The following is a 20,733-nucleotide window of genomic DNA, read 5'->3' as shown; positions in this document are numbered from 1 at the left end:
CACAAAGAAGGCACCCGCGCTGCAGTGCGGCATGCACCGCTTGCACGTTTGTGTACAAACGGTATCGTCGCGGCGTCCGATTTTCGCGATTGCATGATCTTGGATATCGTCTTGGGCTTGGAAACGAGGATGACGCAGACACCGATCCGCCTCACCGTGAACGGCAGGATCCACGAGGTCACGGCAGCGCGCGACACGCCGCTGCTCTACGTGCTGCGCAATGATCTCGCGCTGAACGGCCCGAAATACGGCTGCGGCTTGGGGGAATGCGGCACCTGTACTGTCCTGATCAACGGAGTGGCGGCACGCTCCTGCGTGATTCCGGTGAGCGGCTGCGCCGGGCGCGACATCGTGACGCTCGAAGGCCTCGGCACGCGCGACAAGCCCGACGTCGTGCAGCAGGCCTTCATCGACGAGCAGGCCGCACAATGCGGCTATTGTCTCAACGGCATGATCATGACCACCAAGGCGTTGCTCGCGATCAACCCGCGGCCGACCGAACAGGAGGCGCTGGCGGCGCTGCGCTACAATCTCTGCCGCTGCGGCACGCATGTCGAGATCCTTCGCGCGGTGATGCGCGCATCGGGCCAGCTCACCGAGGCCGCAGATTGATGGCGTCCTTTGTTACGAACGGAGCTGAGCGCGGGGGTTCGCTCGTCGTCGCGCGCAGCGTGGACGAGGTCACGTCGGAGACCTTCGTCCGCATCACCGCGGACGGTTCGGTCACGGCCTATAACGGCCATGTCGATCTCGGCACCGGCATCCGCACTGCGCTGGGCCAGATCGTCGCCGAAGAGCTCGACGTCTCCTTTGCGCGCGTCGTCGTCGTGCTCGGCGACACGGCATTGGTGCCGAACCAGGGCGCGACGATCGCGAGCGAGACCATCCAGATCACGGCCGTGCCGCTGCGGAAGGCCGCGGCGCAAGCGCGGCACTTTCTGATCGCGCGCGCGGCGGAACGCCTGGACTTGCCCGAAGCCGAGCTCAAGATCGAGGACGGACTCGTTCGCGGCCACGACAATCGCAGCGTCAGCTATGGCGAGCTCATCGGCGACGAAGCGATCCGCCTCGAGCTCGCCGATGACGTCGAGCTCAAGCCTGTCGGCGATTACGCGATAGTCGGCCAGTCGGTGCCGCGCGTCGATCTACCTGCTAAAGCCACGGGCGAGCTGACTTTCGTGCACGACGTCCGAGTATCAGGAATGGTGCATGGCCGCGTGGTGCGGCCGCCCTATGCTGGCGTCGATGCCGGACCGTTCGTCGGCACCAGCCTCATTGCGGTCGACGAATCCTCCGTGCGCGACATTCCCGGCCTTGTCGCTGTCGTGCGGATCGGCGATTTCGTCGGCGTCGTCGCCGAGCGCGAGGAGAATGCGATCCGTGCGGCAGAGCAGCTCAAGGTGAGCTGGAAGCCGACGCCGACGCTGACCGATCTTGGCGATGTCGAGACCGCCCTGCGTGCCAATCCATCGACGCCGCGCACGCTGATCGACAAGGGCGAGGTCGACAAGGCGATATCAGCCGCGGCCAAGCCGATGCAGCGCACTTACCTCTGGCCGTATCAGATGCACGCCTCGATCGGCCCCTCCTGCGCCGTCGCCGACTTTCAGGACTGCAGCATCCGCGTCTGGTCGGGCACGCAGAACCCGCATGTGCTGCGCAACGACCTCGCGTTGCTGGTTGAGCGTCCCGAGAGCGAGATCGAGGTGATCCGGCTGGAGGCGGCCGGCTGCTACGGTCGCAACTGCGCCGACGACGTCACCGCCGATGCGCTGCTGCTGTCGCGCGCCGTCGGCCGTCCGGTCCGCGTGCAGCTGACGCGTGAGCAGGAGCATGCCTGGGAGCCCAAAGGCACGGCACAACTCATCGACGTCAATGGCGGCCTCGACGCTGACGGCGGCATTGCTGCTTACGACCTCGCCACGCGCTACCCCTCGAACGCCGCTCCGACGCTGGCGCTGCTGCTGACCGGTCGCATCTCCCCCGAGCCCACCGTGCTCCAGATGGGCGACCGCACCGCGATCCCTCCTTACGATTACGAGCACATGCGCGTCGTCGCCCACGACACGCCGCCGATCGTGCGGGCCTCCTGGTTCCGCGGCGTCTCGGCATTGCCGAACACCTTTGCGCATGAATCCTATATCGACGAGGCTGCAACCGAAGCCGGCGTCGATCCGATCGAATATCGTCTGCGCTATCTGAAGGATCAGCGCGCTGTCGATCTCGTCAATGCTGTGGCCGAGCGCGCGGGCTGGACGCCCCGCCCCGATCGCGAGGAGAAGGACGGCGACGTCTTGCACGGCCGCGGCTTTGCCTACGCGCTCTACGTCCACAGCAAGTTTCCGGGCTATGGCGCGGCGTGGTCGGCCTGGGTTGCCGACGTCGCGGTGAACAAGACGACCGGCGACGTCAGCGTGACGCGCGTCGTCGCGGGGCAGGATTCCGGGTTGATGATCAACCCGGACGGCGTGCGCCACCAGATCCAGGGCAACGTCATCCAATCCACCAGCCGCGCGCTGATGGAAGAGGTGTCGTTCGAGCGCGGCACGGTGGCCGCGCGCGAATGGGGCGCCTATCCCATCATCCCCTTCCCCGACGTACCCAAGATCGACGTCTTGATGCTGCCGCGGCAGGACCAGCCGCCGCTCGGCGTCGGCGAGTCTGCTTCGGTGCCGAGCGCAGCGGCGATCGCGAACGCCATCTTCGATGCCACCGGCGTGCGCTTCCGCGAGCCGCCGTTCACGCCTGAGCGAATCCTCAAGGGTCTGCGCGGCGATGCGGCGGTGACGCCGCAGGCTCTGCCCGCACCGGCGGCATCGCGGCCCTCCCGGGTCTGGGCGAATCCGTTCGCCAGGCGCGCCGGTATCGCTGCAGCGATCGCAGCCGTCTGCACCGCTGCCATCGGCATCGGTGCGGCGCTCCTTCCAGGTCGCGCGATTGCGCCGATCGCACGGCCCGACGCGTCGGTCTATTCCGCGGCGACCATCGCCCGCGGCGAGCAGCTTGCAGCGCTTGGCAATTGCGCGGAGTGCCATACCAGCATTGGCGGCGCGCTCAACGCCGGCGGCCGCGCATTGGAGACGCCATTCGGCACGATCTATTCGACCAACATCACGCCCGACGTCGAGACCGGGATCGGTGCCTGGTCCTATCCGGCCTTCGAGCGCGCCATGCGCGATGGCTTGCATCGCGACGGACGGCAGCTCTATCCCGCTTTTCCCTACACGCATTTTGCAAAGACCAGCGACGCGGACATGCAGGCGCTCTATGCGTATCTGATGGCGCAGCCTTCAGTGCGTGCGACGGCACCGCCGAACGAACTCGCCTTCCCTTACAATCTCCGCTCGTTGCTCGCGGGCTGGAATGCGCTGTTCCACGACACGAAGGAGTTCAAGCCTGATCCTGCCAAGTCCGATCAATGGAATCGCGGCGCCTATCTGGTCGAAGGTCTCGGCCATTGCAGCGGCTGTCATTCGCCGCGCAACGCGCTCGGCGCCGAGCAACGCAACGCTTATCTCGCCGGCGGCTTTGCCGAGGGCTGGGAAGCGCCGGCGCTGACCTCGCTCTCGCACGCGCCGATTCCGTGGAGCGAGGAGGAGCTCTACGCCTATTTGCGCACCGGCCATTCGCGTTACCACGGTGTCGCGGCCGGCCCGATGGCGCCTGTCGTCAGGGATCTCAAAGCCCTGCCCGACCAGGACATCCGCGCGATGGCGGTCTATCTGAACTCCTTCAACGACACGGCCGATACACCAGCGCCGGATGCGCTCGCCGCCAAGCTCGAGAGCGCAACGCAAGTGACCGTCGCCTCCTCCGCGGGCGCCCGCCTCTATCAAGGCGCCTGCGCCGTGTGCCACGAGGTCGGCGGCCTGCCGCTGTTCGGCACGCGGCCCTCGCTCGCGCTCAACAGCAACGTTCACAGCACGAAGGCGGATAATCTCGTGCAGGTGATCCTGCACGGCATTGCAGACCCAGTCTCCAGCGATCTCGGCTACATGCCCGCGTTCAGGAATAGCATGAGCGATGCACAGGTCGAGGAGCTCGTGACGTTTTTGCGCAAGCAGTTCGCGCCGGACAAGCCGGCCTGGACCGGCGTGCGCGAGACGATCTCGCGGGTGCGAAGTTCGACCCACTAACGTCATTCCGGGGCCCGAGCATAGCGAGGGAGCCCGGAATCCATAACCACCAGCCGGGGTTATGGATTCCGGGCTCGCCGCTTCGCGTCGCCCCGGAATGACACTGCGTGAATACGCTAGTCGTGCTTCACCTCCACCGGCGGCGTGCCGTGGGTGTGGAAGGACTCGATCGTCTTCAATCCCCAGGCCTGGCCCTTCTTGCGCTCCTCCTCGGTCCACACGATCGGCTTCCAGTCGGGCGCGAGAATGAGGCGCGCGCCGGCATTGGCGACTTCGACGCGGTTGCCGCCGGGCTCATAGACATAGAGGAAGAAGGTCTGCTGGATCGCGTGCTTGTGCGGGCCGGTCTCGATGTGCACGCCGTTCTCTAGAAAAATGTCGGCGGCGCGCAGAATCTCCTCACGGCTGTCGAGCGCGTAGGTGACGTGGTGGAAGCGGCCCGGCACGCCCGAATGATCGAGCGAATAGGCAAAGTCGTAGCTCTTGTTCGACATCGTCAGCCACATCGCCGCCTCACGGCCGTCGTTGAGCACGATCTGCTCGGTGAGGCGGCAGCCGAGGTAATTCTCGAAGAACTCGCGGTTGGCCTTGATGTCGACGGCGAGGCAATTGAGATGATCGAGCCGACGGACGTTGGCGCCGCGCGCCGGAAAGCGCTGCGCCTGGTTCTTTAGTGCGGGCTTGAGCTCCGGCGGCGCCTGATACCATTCGGTCTCGTAATAGAGCTCGACGATGTGGCCATCGGGGTCGCGGCAGCGGAAGGTCGGCCCCTGCCCCATGTCGCCGTCGATCCAGCCGATGTCGAAGCCGGATCCCTTCAGCGCGGCGACGCGCCGCTCCAGCGCCTGCTGGCTGCGCGCACGGAGCGCCATGTGGCCCATGCCCGAGGTCTTCGACGCCGTGAGCTTGAGCGAATAGCGCTCGTAATCGTCCCAGCCGCGCAAATAGACCGACTCGCCCTTCTGTCCGCTGACGGTCATGCCCATGACATCGACGAAGAACTTCAGGCTCTCGTCGGGCTTCGGCGTCAGCAGCTCCATGTGGCCGAGGTGGGCAAGGTCGAGGATCGGTTCGGGCTGCATGTTTTCCTCCTGGATCGGACGCGGGGCTTTCGGCGCGGCGCCTCATTTGTACTAATGTACAAATCATTAGGTCCAGTCAACAAAGCAGCCGGTATCCTGCTGCGATCGGCGCCTGACCGCCGGCCTCCGGACGAGACGGGCAGCCTGCCCGAATGGTAAACTCTTCCTTAAGGACCATCTCACCTGAAAGGTCCGGAAAATGCAGCATTTTCCCGGCGATTTTGCCAATAAGCAGGCATTGGCGGCGAGGCTCCCGACCGAATTACCGCGGATTTAACGGAGCCGGCGCGTCCGGCGTTTAACCGTTTGTGCAGCGACGGCCGCGCATAGTCCGGGCAACTCCCCTTGCTCTTGCCAGGTTCATTCATCGTGACATCCTTTGGACGCGTGATTTCGGTTCGCGGATCGCTCGCCCGGGTTGGGCTTCTGGCGGAAAGCCGGATGCCGATCTCGGAGGTGCGGGCCACCGTCGGCCGGTTCGTCAGCATTCGCTGCGCCAGCTCGGTCATCGTTGCGATGATCACGGAGGTCTCCTGCGAAAATCTGTCGAGCTCCGACAATTACATTGCCATCGCCTCAGTCGACCTGCTCGGCGAGATCCTCAATGCCGCGGACAAGGCCAAATTTCAGCGCGGCGTCACCAACTATCCGACCATCGGCGATGCCGTCGACCTGATCACGAGCCAGGAGCTGCGCACGATCTACGCGCCGACCGGCTCGGACCAGATCAATGTCGGCTTCCTGCAGCAGGACCGCTCGGTCATCGCCTATGTCGACGTCGAGGAAATGCTGTCCAAGCATTTTGCCGTGCTGGGATCGACCGGCGTCGGTAAATCGACCGGCGTCTCGCTGCTGCTCAACGAGATCCTGAAGGCGCGGCCGAACCTGCGCATCTTCCTGCTCGACGTGCACAACGAATATGGCCGCTGCTTCGGCGACCGCGCGCTGGTGCTCAACCCGCGAAACCTGAAGCTGCCGTTCTGGCTGTTCAACTTCGAGGAAATCGTCGACGTGCTGTTCGGCGGCCGCGCCGGCGTGCCGGAAGAGCTCGACATCCTCGCCGAGGTGATCCCGCTCGCCAAAGGCGTCTACACCCAGTACCAGAACGCCGACCGCATCGGCCTCAAGCGCATCGATCCCAAGCAGATCGGCTATACCGTCGATACGCCTGTGCCCTATCGCCTGGTCGACCTGTTGTCGCTGATCGACGAGCGGATGGGCAAGCTCGAGAACCGCTCCTCGCGCATCATCTATCACAAGCTGATCTCGCGCATCGAGGCCGTGCGCAACGACCCGCGCTACGCCTTCATGTTCGACAACGCCAATGTCGGCGGCGACACCATGGCCGAAGTCATCAGCCATCTGTTCCGCCTGCCCGCCAACGGCAAGCCGATGACGGTGATGCAGCTCGCCGGCTTTCCGGCGGAGGTGATCGATTCCGTCGTCTCGGTGCTCTGCCGCATGGCCTTCGATTTCGGCCTGTGGAGCGACGGCGTCTCGCCGCTGCTGTTCGTCTGCGAGGAGGCGCACCGCTATGCCTCCGCCGATCGCAACATCGGCTTCGGCCCGACCCGCAAGGCGGTGTCGCGCATCGCCAAGGAAGGGCGCAAATACGGCGTCTATCTCGGGCTCATCACCCAGCGCCCGGCCGAGCTCGACGCCACCATCATCTCCCAGTGCAACACGCTGTTCACGATGCGTCTCGCCAACGACCGCGACCAGGCGCTGCTGCGCGCCGCCGTGTCGGACGCCGCCGCGAACCTGCTCTCCTTCGTGCCGTCGCTCGGCACCCGCGAGGTGCTGGCGTTCGGCGAAGGCGTGGCGCTGCCGACCCGCTTGCGCTTCAAGGAGGTGCCGCCGCACCAATTGCCGCGCGGCGAGGCCACCATCTCGAGCGTGCCCTCCGTCACCTCCGGCCACGACATGCATTTCGTCAGCGCCGTGCTCGAACGCTGGCGCGGCGCCACCTCGCAGCGCGACGTGCCGAACGACCCCGTGTTCTCGGCACCGCCCGCGAAGACGATGTCCAGCGTCGAAGCCCCGATGCTGCAGCCCTCGATGGGCCTCGATCCGGACCGCTTCTCGCTGCTGAAGAAGCCGCTGCGGTAAGGCTTCGCTCCATCCACATCGTCATTGCGAGCGCAGCGAAGCAATCCAGAGTCTTTCCGCCGGGGGGACTCTGGATTGCTTCGCTGCGCTCGCAATGACGGAGGATGGAACGTCGTTCCCACCTGACACCTTCGTCGCGGCCGCTTCGGACCGGCAGATTGAGCCCGCCCCACGCATCGACTATGGTTCCCGCCCCAAGCTGGAACCATGCCCATGACAAAGACCGCCGCGCAACGCTTTCCCGCACCCGCCCTCGACACCCTGCCCGACGACATTCGCACGCGCCTCCTTGCCGTGCAGGAGAAGAGCGGCTTCGTCCCGAACGTGTTCCTGACGCTGGCCTATCGCCCCGACGAGTTCCGCGCCTTCTTCGCCTATCACGACGCGCTGATGGAGAAAGACGGCGGCCTCACCAAGGCCGAGCGCGAGATGATCGTGGTGGCGACGTCGGCGGCCAACCAGTGCCAATATTGCGTGATCGCCCATGGCGCGATCCTGCGCATCCGCGCCAAGAACCCTGTGATCGCCGACCAGGTCGCGATCAACTACCGCAAGGCCGATATCACGCCGCGGCAGAAGGCGATGCTCGATTTCGCCATGAAGGTCTCGGCAGACGCGCAGCGGATTTCCGAGGATGATTTCGTAGCGCTCGCGCCGCACGGCTTCAGCGACGACGACATCTGGGACATCGCCGCGATCTCCGCCTTCTTCGCGCTGTCGAACCGGCTGGCGAATTTCACGGGCATGCGGCCGAACGAGGAGTTCTATCTGATGGGCCGCCTGCCGAAGACGTAGTCGAGGCGCCATGACCGAGCTCGATTGGCCCGAAATCCTGCTGCGCCTCGGCACGGCCACGCTTGCCGGCGGCGCGATCGGCCTCAACCGCGACCTGCACGGCAAGCCGATCGGGCTGAAGACGCTCGGCATCGTCGGGCTCTCCACCGCGAGCGTGGTTCTGCTCGCATTGCAGCTCGCCGAACCGGCCAGGGTCGTCGACGCCGCCAGCCGTGTCATCCAGGGCATCCTCACCGGCATCGGCTTTCTCGGCGCCGGCGTCATCGTGCACCAAAGCACCGGGTTTCGCGTTCGAGGCCTCACCAGCGCCGCCTGCACTTTCCTTGCCGCCTGCCTCGGCATCGTCTGCGGCGCTGGACAATGGAAGATCGTCGTCGTCGCCCTGGCGCTGGCCTTCGTGCTGCTGACGATTGGCCGCCGCCTCGAGCGCCGGCTGCATCGTATGCTTGGCGGCAAGGAAGATCCTCAGCGGACGGAGACCTCGCCGAGCTCGGGTCAGCGGGAGAGCGATTAGAATCGCAACCGTCGGCCCCAAAACGGCTTCAGCAGTTCGAGCGCCGTGAGCACCAGCACTCCCGCGCCGAGCGTGATCATCAGATCGTCAACATGCAGCGGACCGAAGCGAAACAGGCCGGAGGCCGGCGGCCAGAACAAGGCTGTGGCGAGAACGAGCGCAATCAAGAGGAAGATCCAGAGCAATGCCGCGTTCGGACGGAAGAAGGCAGACAAGAAGGATGCGCTGAAGGATCGATTGACCAGCACCAGCGCGAGGACGCAGACGACGAGCGCGATGAATGCGAGGGTGCGAGCCTCCTCGGGCGGAAGGCCGGAACGAAGCGCTGCGACGAAGATCACGGCGATCAAGGCGAAGGCCATCGTGCCTTGCAGAACGCTCCAGGCGATCAGGGGCCACGAGAACAGCTCCGCATCGGCACGCCGCGGCGGACGCTTCATGACGTCGCGCTCCTCCCGCTCGGCCTCGAACACCAGCGAGCAGACGGGATCGATGATCAGCTCCAGAAAGGCGATGTGCACCGGGCCGAGCACCAGCGGCAGCCCGAACACCAGGGGAAGCAGCGCAAGACCCGCGATCGGCACGTGGACGGCAAAGATAAAGGCCATGGCCTTGCGCAGATTGTCGTAGATCCGGCGACCGAGGCGGATGGATGCGACGATGGAGCTGAAGTCGTCGTCGAGCAGGACGATCGAGGATGCCTCGCGAGCGACGTCGGTGCCGCGGCCACCCATCGCGATTCCGATATGGGCGGCCTTCAGCGACGGCGCGTCGTTGACGCCGTCGCCCGTCATCGCGACGATCTCGCCGCTGCGCTTCAGCGCCTGCACGATCCGCAGCTTCTGCTCCGGCAGAACCCGCGCGAAGACGTTCACCTTCCTGACGAGTGCCTCGATCTCGCGGTCGTCAGCGAGCTTGACCTGCTCCCCGGTCGCGACCTCATCGACGTCGAGCCCGGCTTGCGCGGCGATCGCCATGGCGGTCGCCGGATAGTCGCCCGTGATCATGATGACGCGGATGCCGGCCGAACGGCATTCGCGAACCGCCTCCGGAACATGAGGCCGCAATGGATCGGCAAGCCCGACCAGGCCGACGAAGCGAAATACAAAAGCCTCCTGGGATGCCGGCAGGGAAGCCTCATCGCAAACGGCAACCGCCATCCCCAGCACCCGGAGCCCGTCCTTCGCCATGGCCCCGACGGCAGCTTGCACGGCCTCCCGATCGGCCTCGTTCAGCCTGCACAGGCGCGCAATCGCTTCCGGCGCGCCCTTGGCGCATGCGACGAGGTCCGCCCCTCCGGCTGTCCGCCAAACCTGGGTCATGGCCAGCAGCTCGGGGCGCAGACCATAGGTGCGCACCAGCGTCCGCTCGCCATCCATCGCGTCGCCGTCCCGCAGGACACCACGCGCGAACGAATGCAGCGCCTTCTCCATCGGATCGAACGGCTCCGGAGAGCTTGCCAGTGCCCCGCAGCGCGCCAGCTCTGCGAATTCGCGCCCGACCTGATCCGGTCCGGACGCCTCCGCGCGCAGGCGCGCGCCGTCCAGCAGGCGCAGCTCGGCGACCGACATCTGATTCTGCGTCAGCGTTCCGGTCTTGTCGGTGCACAGGACTGTTGCTGAGCCGAGGACCTCGATGGCGGCGGCGCGCCGCGTCAGGACGCGGGCCTGCGAAATCCGCCACGCACCCATGGCCATGAACACCGTGAGCACGACACCGAATTCTTCCGGAAGCATCGACATGCCGATGGCGACGCCTGCCAGCAGCGCCTGCAGCCAGTCGCCGCGCGAGACGCCGTAGAGCACAATCGCGGCCAGGCTGATGATGGTGCCGCCGAGGAAGCAGAGCCGCACCAGCCTTGCGGTCTGTTGCTGAAGCCGCGGCGGCTCGGCCTGCAAGCCGCGAAGCGACAGCCCGATCTTCCCGATCTCGCTGCGCGGCCCGGTGGCCTCGACCAGCGCCAGCCCCTCGCCGCGCACGACGAGCGAGCCGGAATACACGAATGGCTGATCCTCGCCGCCGGGCCGGTGAGCGGCCGCTGTGATCTTGTCGGCGGTCTTCTTGCGGACGGGTACCGACTCGCCCGTCAGCAGGGACTCGTCGATCTGCAGGTCCCGCGCTTCGACGAGCGCGGCGTCGGCGGGAACGCGATCGCCTTCACCGAGGACGAGAAGGTCGCCCTGCACGACCTCGCGGCCGGCAATTGGCCGGCGCGCACCGTCACGCACCACCAGCGCCCGCGGGCTGGTCAGGTCGCGCAAGGCTTCCAGCACGCGTTCGGTTCGGGTTTCCTGCACCACCGTGATGACGATGGACATCGCCCCGAACGCCAGCAGAATCACCGCCTCCTTGAGATCGCCGAGCACGAGGTAGATCAGCCCGCCGCAGAGCAGCAGCAGCAGCATCGGCTCGCGCAGCACTTCCACCACGATACGCAGCGGACTGCGTCGTTCCGGCCGAGGCAGTTCGTTGGGGCCGTCTGCCGCGAGCCTCGCCCGCGCCTCGGTCTCACTCAGACCGGCCGCACCTCCGCGTTGCACCTCGCTCACGGTTTCCGCCGCAGGCTCCAGAAGCTGCCGGCACCGACGATTGCGGTGGCGAGCAGGACGGCGACGAAAGTCTGGATGATGGTGAAGTTCAGCGCGTCACGCGCAACGAACAGCGCCGTGATCGCGCCGGCGAGGACAAAGAGGATGCGAAAGATGACGCTCATGGTCGTGCCTCCAAGATCTGCATGACAAGATCTGCATGACTTGGAGCCCGGGGCCCTCCCATCGGGGCGCAACGCTGTCTCTGCAACCATGCTGGCAGACCTTAGCCGGTCAGGGCGAGGCAGGTTTGCGACAGGTCAAGCCTGACCCGGCCATCATCGGTCGGCGACTGCGACGTGATGTCCGCCCAGCAGCGAACAGCCGCTGCATCGCTCACGGCTGCGAGGCGTATGCGGCTAGCGCTTCGCCATCAGCTCGAGCGCCGGAGCAAAGCGCTCCGCGAACGTCAACGTCTTGGCGTGGTGGACTGCGGCGAAGGATGCAGAGATTCCCGCCGAAGCGACCGCGAGCAAGCCAACTACGAAAGCCAGACGGCGCATGTTCGCCTCCTGTGTGAGCTCGACTACCCCATAGAGATGGGACGGCTCTGTTTCAGGACGGTTTCGTGGGCGCGGAAATTGATTTCGCTCAAGCGGCTGTGATGAGATCCGGCTTATCTCGGCACATTCCGTAACCAACTAACAAGGGTGGACGTGTTTTGCAGCGCCGGCCGTATTGGGAATTTGATACCCGCGAGCGCTATCCTAGGCACTGCGGTGACGAGCAACATTCGTGAAATGGGAGTCATCGAGGACTACGCAAATGAAGATCGTGATCCAGAAGCTCAATGGCCTGTGGCACCTCATCGTCGGATCGAGCCAGATCCGAACGCCCTTCCTGGATACCCAGGACCGCGCGCTGGTGGTAACTTACGCCCGCCGCGCCTATCCCGGCGCCAGGATCTTCCAGCGCGACTGACGTGAATACCCTCAGTCGTCGTCCGCCGGGCCGCACCAGCCGGGCAGATAGATCGCATTCTTGCTTCTGGCCGCGGCCATCGCCTTCTCCAGCGCATTATCGAAATCGGCCTCCACCGCCTTGCGCGAGACCTGCCGGCGCAGGAAGTCGGCCCACAGGAATTCGGAGAACGGTGTGGTGTCCTTGGCGAAGCCGCCCATGCGGCGCAATTCGCCGGCAAGACTGCGGAACGGATCGTCCTTGAGGTCGGCCACCGATTTCGGCAGGTCGCGGAACGAGCGCCGCTCACCCTTGGCGTCGTAAGGATAGACCCAGCGCTTGTTGTCCATGACGCCCCAGAACGCCTCGCGCTCCACCATCCTGAGATCGCCGACGACGGTCACCAGCACTTCCTTGACGCCTTCATCGTGCAGCGCGCGGCCGAGGTGATGATGGTCGATCACGTAGTAGCGCGCGTCGGGGCCGTAAACGACGGGGATCATGTGCTTGCCGAGCAGATCCGCCTGCTTCTTCTTGCCATGCTCGCGCCAGCGCTTGCGCTTCTCCTTGACCTCGCGCATGCCGACCGTCATCTGCGTCGGCCGGAGCGACAGGATCGGAACCGGATGCACTCTCGGCTCGCGCGCGTTGGTCGTGGTCATGATCGAAGGCCCCTGGCAGCAACGAACGGTTCGGGTTCCCGCGACTATGCCACGGGTCCCGCGGTGGCAAAATCCGTTCGGAAGACGCGCAGATCACAAGTCGATGCCGACCGGTAAAAAAGACGTCCTCAATGGCTGTCGCTATGCCCGCGTTGCAGCGCAACGCTCGCGACGGACACGATGGCCCGTTGCTGGATCGCGGCACACCGGTCCATGCGCAAAATAGTACGAACGCACAAATGCATCCTGGCATTGCAAAGATTTACTGCAACGCGTGCCTCACCTATGCTATCTAGATCGCTGCTTCGGAGTGATCCCCGCCCCATGAACAATCAGCGGCCCATAAGCTCTGATGAGGAGCACCGGGTGCTCCAGTTCAGGCCGCGCACCCCGCCTTCTCCAAGGGTCCAGCGCGGCAATGGCTCCGTGCAACCGCTCCGCGGCACGCCCGAACGGCTGGACCTGTCACGCTACGAGCAGCCGCGTGCCGAGCCCGACAATTACCGGCAGCGCATGCTTGCCAACATCGCAGCGCTCGCCTTCACCATCGCGCTGACGGCGATCGGGATCTGGCTCGCGGTCAGCATCGCCGACCTGCGCCGGACCCAGGATTGCGTGCTGATGGGTCGCCGCGACTGCGTCAAGATCACGACGCCGCATATTTAAGGCCCGGCCCGGCACGGACCTCGCGGCGGAAGGGTCCAGCGGGCATCCCCAGCCGCCTCCGGTGCTGTCCCCCGGCGCCTGCCCGGCTCCATTGAACTCAGGGCGGCGCTCCGATATACGGGCTTTCGACCCGGCCAGAGGGGGGTTTGAGGGCGTCATCAGGGGCGCGATGCCCAGCCACCGTGCCACTCTGGACAATCTGACAAATACCTACAATATATCAAAGGCTTAGTGATGTCCTCCACATTCGATCAGGTCGCCACGATCATCGCTGAAACCTGCGACATCCCGCGCGACACGATCACGCCGGATAGCCATGCCATCGATGACCTCGGCATCGACAGCCTCGATTTCCTCGATATCGCCTTCGCGATCGACAAGCAGTTCGGCATCAAGCTGCCGCTGGAGAAGTGGACTCAGGAGGTCAACGACGGCAAGGCGACCACCGAGCAATATTTCGTGCTGAAGAACCTGTGCGCCCGCATCGACGAATTGGTTGCGGCCAAGGGCGCGAGCGCCTAAGGGCGCAGTCATGCAACTCGAATACTTCCACATGATCGATCGCATCGTCGACCTCAAGGTCGACGAGAAGACGATCGTCGTCGAAGCGCAGGTCCCGCAGGAAAGCACCATCTTCGAGGGGCACTTCCCGGGTTATCCCTTGATGCCCGGCGTGCTCCTGATCGAATCGATGGCGCAGGCCTCGGGCTGGCTTCAACTCGGCGTGTTCCGATTCGAACGCATGCCGATCCTGGCCGCCGTGAAGGAGGCCAAGGTCCGCGGCTCGGTCTTCCCCGGCGACCTCATGAGCATCGAGGCGAGCCTCACCCATGAAGGCTCCGGCTATGCCATGACCGAGGCCAAGATCCGGGTCGGCGGCAAGCTGCGCGCCAATTCGGCGCTGACCTTCACGCTGATTCCCTTCCCCAATGCGGATATGCGCGGATACATGGCGAAGGTCGCCGAGCGCGTCGGCTTTCCGCAACAGGCCGTATCGTCATGACTGACACTCCCGCTTTGAAGCCGGGCCAGACCGAGGTCTGGATCACCGGCATTGGACTCGCCACCTCGCTCGGCGAGGGCCTCGATGCCAATTGGGCCGCGCTTTCCGAGAAGCGCATCAATGTCGACGAGAAGGGCTTTGCGCCCTACATCGTGCATCCCTTGATGCCGGTATCCTTCGACAGCCAGATCCCGAAGAAGGGCGACCAGCGCCAGATGGAAGCTTGGCAGCGCATCGGCACCTATGCCGCCGGTCTTGCGCTCGATTCTGCCGGCATCAAAGGCAACAAGGACATCCTGTCGAAGATCGACATGGTCGTCGCCGCCGGCGGCGGAGAGCGCGACATCAACGTCGACAGCGGCATTCTCACCGCCGAGGCCAAGGGCGCTAACGCGCCGGGCTTCCTCAACGAACGGCTGATGAGCGATCTCAGGCCGACGCTGTTCCTGGCCCAGCTCTCCAACCTGCTCGCCGGCAACATCGCCATCGTGCACGGTCTGGGTGGCACCTCGCGCACCTTCATGGGCGAAGAGGTCGCCGGCGCCGACGCCGCCCGCATCGCGCTCGCGCGCATCGCCTCGGGCGAGAGCGACATCGCGCTGGTCGGCGGCTCGTACAACGGCGAGCGCAAGGACTTGCTCGTCCTCTACGAGTTCGGCGACTTCAACCTGAAGGACAAGTTCGCGCCCGTGTGGGCGCGCAAGGACCATCCCGGCTTCGCGCTCGGCTCGGCCGGCGCCTTCCTGGTGCTGGAATCGAAGGCGCATGCGGAAGCGCGCGGCGCCAAGCCGTTCGCAAAGCTGTCGAGCGTCGTCGCCGACCTCGCCAAACGCAAGCAGCCCGGCGACATGACCGCGACGCTCGAGAAACTGTGGGACAAGCTGCCCAGGCGCGAGGGCAAGGGCGCGATCATCACCGGGGCGACCGGCGCGGAGCCTGCGACCTCGGACGAGCGCGACTTCCTGAAGAACCATGCCGACTTTCCGGTGCGCTCGACCGGCACGGTGTTCGGCCACGCCATGGAAACGCAATTCCCGCTCGGCATTGCCCTCGCCGCATTGTCGATCTCGCGCGGCGCGCTGTTCCCGCCGAATGATTCCACGGGGACCGAGATTGAAATGCAGGGCGCGCCCACCCAGATCGTGGTGGTGGGAGCCGGACACTGGCGCGGCGAAGGCATGGCGCTGGTCGAGGCGATTTAATCAGCTCAAGCGGGGATCGACATGACTGCACCACGCGACAAACTCGGGCGTCCCGTCGTCGTCGTCACCGGCATGGGCATCATGACCTCGCTCGGCGCCGGCAAATCCGACAATTGGGCAAAGCTCGTCGCCGGCGAATCCGGTATCCGCACGATCACGCGTTTTCCGATCGACGGCCTCAAGACCACGATGGCCGGAACGGTCGATTTCGTCAGCGCCGATCCGTTCTCTTCCACCGCTCTGTCCGAGCGGATGGCCGAGCTGGTGACGCAGGAAGCGCTGGAGCAGGCCGGCATCGGCGCCAAGGCCGATTTCCCGGGTCCGCTTTTCCTCGCGGTGGCGCCGGTCGAGGTTGAATGGCCGCAGCGTCGCGAGCTCGGTCGCGCCGTCGGCCAGCAAGACATCACCTATGACGATCTGCTCCGCATCTCCGGCGGCGGCAAGTTTAGCGCCTATCATCATCGCTTCATGTTCGGCTCGGTTGCCGCCTATCTTGCCGAGACCTTCGGCACCAAGGGCTCGCCGATCTCGCTGTCGACGGCGTGCGCGTCCGGAGCCACCTCGATCCAGCTCGGCGTCGAGGCGATCCGCCGCGGCGAGACGGACGCAGCGCTCTGCGTCGCGACCGACGGCACCGTGAACCCGGAAGCGCTGGTGCGCTTCTCGCTGCTCTCGGCGCTGTCGACTCAGAACGATCCGCCGCAGGCGGCCTCCCGTCCCTTCTCCAAGAACCGCGACGGTTTTGTCATGGCGGAAGGCGCCGGCGCGCTGGTGTTGGAGAGCTATGAAGCCGCCACCGCGCGCGGCGCAAAAATTCTCGGCGTGATCGCCGGCTGCGGCGAGCTCACCGATTCCTTCCACCGCACCCGCTCCTCGCCCGACGGCAAGCCGATCATCGGCTGCATGAACAAGACGCTGGCCGATGCCGGCATGACGCCGGATCAGATCGACCACATCAACGCGCACGGCACCGCGACGCCCGAGAACGACAAGATGGAGTTCAACACGACGTCGGCCGTTTTCGGCGAGCTCGCGCAGAAGATTCCGGTCACCTCCAACAAGTCGATGGTCGGCCACACCATCTCTGCCGCCGGCGCAGTCGAGGCGATCTTCTCGCTGCTCACGCTCGAGCATCAGCGCATTCCGCCGACCATCAACTACGACAATCCGGATCCCACGATCCTGTTCGACGTCGTCGGCAACAAGGCGCGCGATGCTCGCGTGACCGCGGTGATGTCGAACTCGTTCGGCTTCGGCGGCCAGAACGCTTCGCTGATCCTGACCCGCGAACCGGCCTGACCGGACGCATGGCGCTGCTTCCTGCGAGCACGAAGGCCCGCGCGCGGGAGGCTGCCAAATCGCTCGGCGGCAGCCTGATCGGCGCCGCGACTGTCGCGATGCTGCGCACCACGCGCTATTTCGATCCGGCCAAGACCTCGGACTTCTTCGCGCGTGCCGTCAAGCTGATCGGGCCGCGCCTGCGCGAGCACCGCATCGGCCGCGCCAACCTCACCGCCGCCTTCCCCGAGAAGTCACCGGAGGAGATCGAACGGATCCTGATGGGCGTCTGGGACAATCTCGGCCGCGTCGGCGCCGAGTTCGCCCATATCGACCAGGTCTGGGACTACGCCCGCGATGTCCCCGAGAAGAGTCGCATCGAGATTTCCCCGCGCAGCATCGAGCTGTTCGACCAGGTCCGCGACGACGGCAAGCCGGCGCTGATCTTCGCCGCACATCTTGCGAACTGGGAATTGCCGGCGCTCGCCGCGGTCGCGCATGGCCTGGACACCGCGATTCTCTATCGCCGCCCGAACATCGCCTCGGCCGATCGCATCATCCAGGAGATGCGCCAGGTCAACATGGGCACGCTGATCCCGGCCGGCCGCGACGCGCCGCTGCGGCTCGCGCAAGCGCTGAAGGACGGCAAGCACGTCGCCATGCTGATCGACCAGTATCTGACGGCCGGCGTCGAGGTCACGTTCTTCGGCCGCAAGACCCGCGCCAATCCGATGCTGGCGCGCCTCTTGCGCCAGGTCGAGTGCCCGATCCACGGCGTGCGCATCATCCGCCTGCCCGACGGCCGCTTCCGCGGCGAGCTCACCGAAGAGATCCAGCCGGTGCGCGATGCCGATGGCAAGATCGACATCCAGGGCACGACGCAGGCGATCACGAGCGTCGTGGAAAGCTGGGTCCGCGAGCATCCCGAGCAGTGGCTATGGCTGCACAGAAGGTGGCGGTAAATACTCCGTCATTGCGAGCGCAGCGAAGCAATCCAGAATCGTTCCACGGAAGCAGTCTGGGTTGCTTCGTCGCTTCGCTCCTCGCAATGACAGGCGCTACTACCGCCCCGTCTTCACCTTCGTCCAGAGCCGGTTGATGATCCGTTGCGTGGCCGGCTCGCGCGCCGTGATCACGAACAGTTTTGCGAGCGTCGCTTCGTCCGGATAGATGTTCTTGTCGTTCAGGATTTTTGGATCCACTAGCTTCTGGCTGGCGAGGTTGCCGTTGGCGTAGGACAGGAAGTCCGAGTTCTTGGCGGCAACGTCCGGGCGATAGAGATAGTTGATCAGCTCGTAGGCTTCCCTAACATTCTTGGCATCCGCGGGGATCGCGAGATTGTCGAAGAACATCTGCGCGCCCTCCTTCGGAATGGTGTAGCCGATCTCGACGCCGCTTTTGGCTTCCGCGGCGCGGGCGCGGGCCTGCATGATGTCACCGGACCAGCCGACCACGAAGCAGATCTCGCCGGTGGCGAGCGCGCTTAGATATTCGGACGAGTGAAACTTGCGTACGGAGGGGCGGACTTTCGCCACGGCATCGGCGGCCTTTTCCAGGTCCGCCTGCTTGGTCGAGTTCGGATCGAGCCCGAGCCAGCTCAGCGCCGCCGGGAAGATGTCGTCGGCGGAGTCGAGCATGTGGACGCCGCAGTCCTTGAACTTGGCGAGGTTCTCCGGCTTGAAGACGATGTCCCAGCTGTCGATCTTCGCATCAGCCCCAAGGATCTGCTTCACTTTGGCGATGTTGTAGCCGATGCCCGTCGTGCCCCACATGTAGTTGGCGGCGTAGACATTGCCGGGGTCGTAGGTGGCGAGGCGCTGCGTCACCACCGGCCAGGCATTGGCGAGGTTCGGGAGCTTCGACTTGTCGAGCTTCTGGAAGATATTGGCCTTGATCTGGCGCTGCAGGAAATAAGCGGTGGGCACCACGACGTCATAACCGGACTTGCCGGCCATCAGGCGCGTCTCCAGCGTCTCGTTGGCGTCGAAGGTATCGTAGACGACCTTGATGCCGGTCTCCTTGGTGAAGGCCTCAAGGACGTCAGGCGCCATGTAGTTGGACCAGTTGTAGAAATTGACGACCCGCTCCTCGGCACCTGCGGGAGCGGAGAGCAACGTCAGCGCGGCGGCGATCGCGAAACCAAGGCCAAAGCCGGAGCGGCCGACGTTCGTCATCTCTGTCTACCTCTTGCGTCCACGCACCGCGTCCGACAGCCGCTCCAGTGCGGTGTCGAGCGTCTCGTCCTTCTTGGCAAAGCAGAAGCGCACCACTGATGTGACCGGGTCCTGCTCGTAGAACGCCGAGACCGGGATCGCCGCGACCTTATAGTCCTTCACGATGCGCCAGCAGAACTCGGTGTCGCTCTCGTTGAGCCCGAGCGGCGACAGGTCCACGGTGAGGAAGTAGGTGCCTTGCGACTTCAGCACGGGGAAGCCGAGGCTCTCCAGTCCCTTGGTCAGCCGGTCCCTGCTCCGCGTCAGGTCCTTGCGCATCGACAGGAAGTAGTCGTCGGACTTGCCGAGCCCATAGGCGACCGCGGCCTGCAGGTTCGGCGCGGTGGTGAAGGTCAGGAACTGGTGCACCTTGGCCGCGACGCGGAGCAGCGGTGGCGCCGCGCAGACGAAGCCGATCTTCCAGCCCGTCAGCGAGAAGATCTTGCCGGCCGAGCCGACCTTGATGGTGCGCTCGCGCATGCCGGGAATGGTGATCAGCGGGATATGCTTGTGCTCGTCGAAGGTGACGTGCTCCCAGACCTCGTCGCAGATCGCGATGACGTCGAACTCCTGGCAATAGCGCGCCAAGAGCTCGAGGTCCTCGCGCGGATAGACCACCGCGCTGGGATTTAAGGGGTTGTTGAAGAGCACCGCCTTGGTCTTTGAATTGAACACGCTTTTCAGCATGTCCTCATTCAGCCGCCAGTGCGGCGGCTCGAGCCGGACCAAGCGCGGAATGCCGCCGGCCTGGCGGATGATCGGCAGATAGGAATCGTACACCGGCTGGAAGCAGACCACTTCGTCGCCGGGCTGGACCACCGCGAGGATCGCCGAGGTCAGCGCCTCGGTCCCGCCGGAGGTCACCATCACTTCGCTCATCGGATCGAGCTTGAGGCCGTGCCAATGGCCGTAATGGGTCGCAATCGCCTGGCGCAGCTCCGGCAGGCCCATCATCGAGGGGTACTGATTGTAGCCGTTCAGCGAAGCCTCGGCCGCGGCGCGGCGGATGTCCTCGGGGCCGGGATCATCCGGAAAACCCTGGCCGAGATTGATCGCATTGTTGTCGCGCGCGGCCTGCGACATCGCCTCGAAGATGGTGACGGGAAGGTCGGCGAAGACCTTGTTCAGCGAAGAGCTCTTGGTCGTCATTGCGCGGTTAGCCACCGACCTTGCTGGGAAGCCCAGCCGCCTTCCAGCCCAGCATGCCGCCGGCCAGATGCTTGTCGTAAGGCAGGCCCGCCGCCTGCGCCGCCAGCGAGGCGGTCACCGAACGCTTGCCCGAGCGGCAGGCGAACACGACCTGCTTTCCTTGCGGATCGGGGATCGCCTTGGGATCGAAGGTCGAGAGCGGAACCACGACGCCGTAAGGGTAAGCCTCGGCCTCGACCTCGTTCGGCTCACGGACGTCGACGAGCAGATAACGCCCTTCCGCGACACCCTTGGCGACCTCGTCCGGGGTCAGATCCTGCACTTGATTTGCCACATCATCCTCCAACGTCGCGGGCCGCATGCCGGGGTGATCCCGGCCGGCGGCAACCTCGCCTCTCGGGAGACGAAAATCAAGCGCCACAAAGGCTTGAGCCGC

At 65.1% G+C, this 20,733-nt stretch carries 20 protein-coding genes; 12 read left to right on the top strand and 8 right to left on the bottom strand.

Features of this window, described 5'->3' with window-relative positions:
* The first annotated feature begins 129 nt into the window (after positions 1-129).
* Positions 130-612 carry a (2Fe-2S)-binding protein gene (locus tag I6F33_RS05450; RefSeq protein WP_225141445.1) on the top strand — a complete coding sequence of 161 codons (483 nt, stop codon included), beginning with the start codon at positions 130-132 and terminating at the stop codon, positions 610-612.
* Positions 612-4,136: a molybdopterin cofactor-binding domain-containing protein gene (locus I6F33_RS05445; RefSeq protein WP_225141444.1), complete on the top strand. Its 3,525-nt coding sequence runs from the start codon at positions 612-614 to the stop codon at positions 4,134-4,136. Before I6F33_RS05450 ends, I6F33_RS05445 begins: the two co-directional genes overlap by 1 nt.
* 116 nt (positions 4,137-4,252) lie before the next feature.
* On the opposite strand, the gene I6F33_RS05440 is transcribed toward I6F33_RS05445, so the two are convergent.
* Positions 4,253-5,218 carry a catechol 2,3-dioxygenase gene (locus tag I6F33_RS05440; RefSeq protein WP_225141443.1) on the bottom strand — a complete coding sequence of 322 codons (966 nt, stop codon included), beginning with the start codon at positions 5,216-5,218 and terminating at the stop codon, positions 4,253-4,255.
* A 369-nt stretch (positions 5,219-5,587) separates the two neighbouring features.
* On the opposite strand from I6F33_RS05440, the gene I6F33_RS05435 reads away from it, so the two are divergent.
* The 3 genes from I6F33_RS05435 (at position 5,588) to I6F33_RS05425 (ending at position 8,636) form a co-directional block, all read left to right on the top strand.
* The gene (locus tag I6F33_RS05435) at positions 5,588-7,327 is read left to right on the top strand and encodes an ATP-binding protein (RefSeq protein ID WP_036001369.1); all 1,740 of its coding nucleotides are present in this window, start codon (positions 5,588-5,590) and stop codon (positions 7,325-7,327) included.
* Positions 7,328-7,540: 213 nt separating this feature from the next.
* Positions 7,541-8,122, top strand: a complete 582-nt coding sequence (locus I6F33_RS05430) for a peroxidase-related enzyme (protein WP_057029295.1) — start codon at positions 7,541-7,543, stop codon at positions 8,120-8,122.
* Positions 8,123-8,132: 10 nt separating this feature from the next.
* The gene (locus I6F33_RS05425) at positions 8,133-8,636 is read left to right on the top strand and encodes an MgtC/SapB family protein (protein WP_036001373.1); all 504 of its coding nucleotides are present in this window, start codon (positions 8,133-8,135) and stop codon (positions 8,634-8,636) included.
* On the opposite strand, the gene I6F33_RS05420 is transcribed toward I6F33_RS05425, so the two are convergent.
* The 3 genes from I6F33_RS05420 to I6F33_RS05410 form a co-directional block, all read right to left on the bottom strand.
* On the bottom strand, positions 8,633-11,185 hold the full coding sequence (locus I6F33_RS05420) for a cation-translocating P-type ATPase (RefSeq protein WP_225141440.1): 2,553 nt from the start codon (positions 11,183-11,185) through the stop codon (positions 8,633-8,635). The two genes, I6F33_RS05425 and I6F33_RS05420, sit on opposite strands and share 4 nt — an antisense overlap.
* The gene (locus tag I6F33_RS05415) at positions 11,182-11,349 is read right to left on the bottom strand and encodes a hypothetical protein (RefSeq protein ID WP_167361653.1); all 168 of its coding nucleotides are present in this window, start codon (positions 11,347-11,349) and stop codon (positions 11,182-11,184) included. Before I6F33_RS05415 ends, I6F33_RS05420 begins: the two co-directional genes overlap by 4 nt.
* A 234-nt stretch (positions 11,350-11,583) precedes the next feature.
* Positions 11,584-11,727 carry a hypothetical protein gene (locus I6F33_RS05410; protein WP_167361652.1) on the bottom strand — a complete coding sequence of 48 codons (144 nt, stop codon included), beginning with the start codon at positions 11,725-11,727 and terminating at the stop codon, positions 11,584-11,586.
* 262 nt (positions 11,728-11,989) lie between these two features.
* On the opposite strand from I6F33_RS05410, the gene I6F33_RS05405 reads away from it, so the two are divergent.
* Positions 11,990-12,145, top strand: a complete 156-nt coding sequence (locus I6F33_RS05405) for a hypothetical protein (protein WP_165637160.1) — start codon at positions 11,990-11,992, stop codon at positions 12,143-12,145.
* Positions 12,146-12,156: 11 nt separating this feature from the next.
* Here the strand turns inward: I6F33_RS05405 and I6F33_RS05400 are convergent, their stop codons facing one another.
* A complete protein-coding gene (locus I6F33_RS05400) occupies positions 12,157-12,786 on the bottom strand; it encodes a ParB-like protein (RefSeq protein ID WP_225112808.1) in 630 nt (209 codons plus the stop codon).
* Positions 12,787-13,110: 324 nt separating this feature from the next.
* On the opposite strand from I6F33_RS05400, the gene I6F33_RS05395 reads away from it, so the two are divergent.
* From I6F33_RS05395 to I6F33_RS05370, 6 genes are all read left to right on the top strand, one after another.
* Positions 13,111-13,452, top strand: a complete 342-nt coding sequence (locus I6F33_RS05395) for a hypothetical protein (RefSeq protein ID WP_036001385.1) — start codon at positions 13,111-13,113, stop codon at positions 13,450-13,452.
* Positions 13,453-13,686: 234 nt separating this feature from the next.
* On the top strand, positions 13,687-13,974 hold the full coding sequence (locus I6F33_RS05390; protein WP_007592476.1) for an acyl carrier protein: 288 nt from the start codon (positions 13,687-13,689) through the stop codon (positions 13,972-13,974).
* A 10-nt stretch (positions 13,975-13,984) separates the two neighbouring features.
* On the top strand, positions 13,985-14,455 hold the full coding sequence (locus I6F33_RS05385; RefSeq protein WP_036001387.1) for a 3-hydroxyacyl-ACP dehydratase FabZ family protein: 471 nt from the start codon (positions 13,985-13,987) through the stop codon (positions 14,453-14,455).
* The gene (locus tag I6F33_RS05380) at positions 14,452-15,657 is read left to right on the top strand and encodes a beta-ketoacyl-ACP synthase (RefSeq protein ID WP_225112806.1); all 1,206 of its coding nucleotides are present in this window, start codon (positions 14,452-14,454) and stop codon (positions 15,655-15,657) included. Before I6F33_RS05385 ends, I6F33_RS05380 begins: the two co-directional genes overlap by 4 nt.
* A gap of 21 nt (positions 15,658-15,678) precedes the next feature.
* Positions 15,679-16,956: a beta-ketoacyl-ACP synthase gene (locus tag I6F33_RS05375; protein ID WP_036001392.1), complete on the top strand. Its 1,278-nt coding sequence runs from the start codon at positions 15,679-15,681 to the stop codon at positions 16,954-16,956.
* Between the two features lie 8 nt (positions 16,957-16,964).
* Positions 16,965-17,897, top strand: coding sequence for a lipid A biosynthesis lauroyl acyltransferase (locus tag I6F33_RS05370; RefSeq protein ID WP_225141438.1), 933 nt, complete (start codon positions 16,965-16,967; stop codon positions 17,895-17,897).
* A gap of 99 nt (positions 17,898-17,996) precedes the next feature.
* On the opposite strand, the gene I6F33_RS05365 is transcribed toward I6F33_RS05370, so the two are convergent.
* The 3 genes from I6F33_RS05365 to I6F33_RS05355 are packed head-to-tail and all read right to left on the bottom strand — an operon-like array spanning position 17,997 to position 20,631.
* Complete coding sequence (locus I6F33_RS05365) at positions 17,997-19,109, bottom strand: polyamine ABC transporter substrate-binding protein (RefSeq protein WP_225141436.1); 1,113 nt, start codon at positions 19,107-19,109, stop codon at positions 17,997-17,999.
* A 6-nt stretch (positions 19,110-19,115) separates the two neighbouring features.
* Complete coding sequence (locus I6F33_RS05360) at positions 19,116-20,297, bottom strand: aminotransferase (protein ID WP_042336240.1); 1,182 nt, start codon at positions 20,295-20,297, stop codon at positions 19,116-19,118.
* A 7-nt stretch (positions 20,298-20,304) separates the two neighbouring features.
* Positions 20,305-20,631 carry a rhodanese-like domain-containing protein gene (locus tag I6F33_RS05355; RefSeq protein ID WP_036001486.1) on the bottom strand — a complete coding sequence of 109 codons (327 nt, stop codon included), beginning with the start codon at positions 20,629-20,631 and terminating at the stop codon, positions 20,305-20,307.
* Positions 20,632-20,733 lie beyond the last annotated feature (102 nt).

Source organism: Bradyrhizobium sp. BRP20 (assembly GCF_020194215.1).
Taxonomy (GTDB): Bacteria; Pseudomonadota; Alphaproteobacteria; order Rhizobiales; family Xanthobacteraceae; genus Bradyrhizobium; species Bradyrhizobium yuanmingense.
Note: the sequence above shows the minus strand (reverse complement) of the source record. Positions and strands in the feature narration are given on the sequence as shown.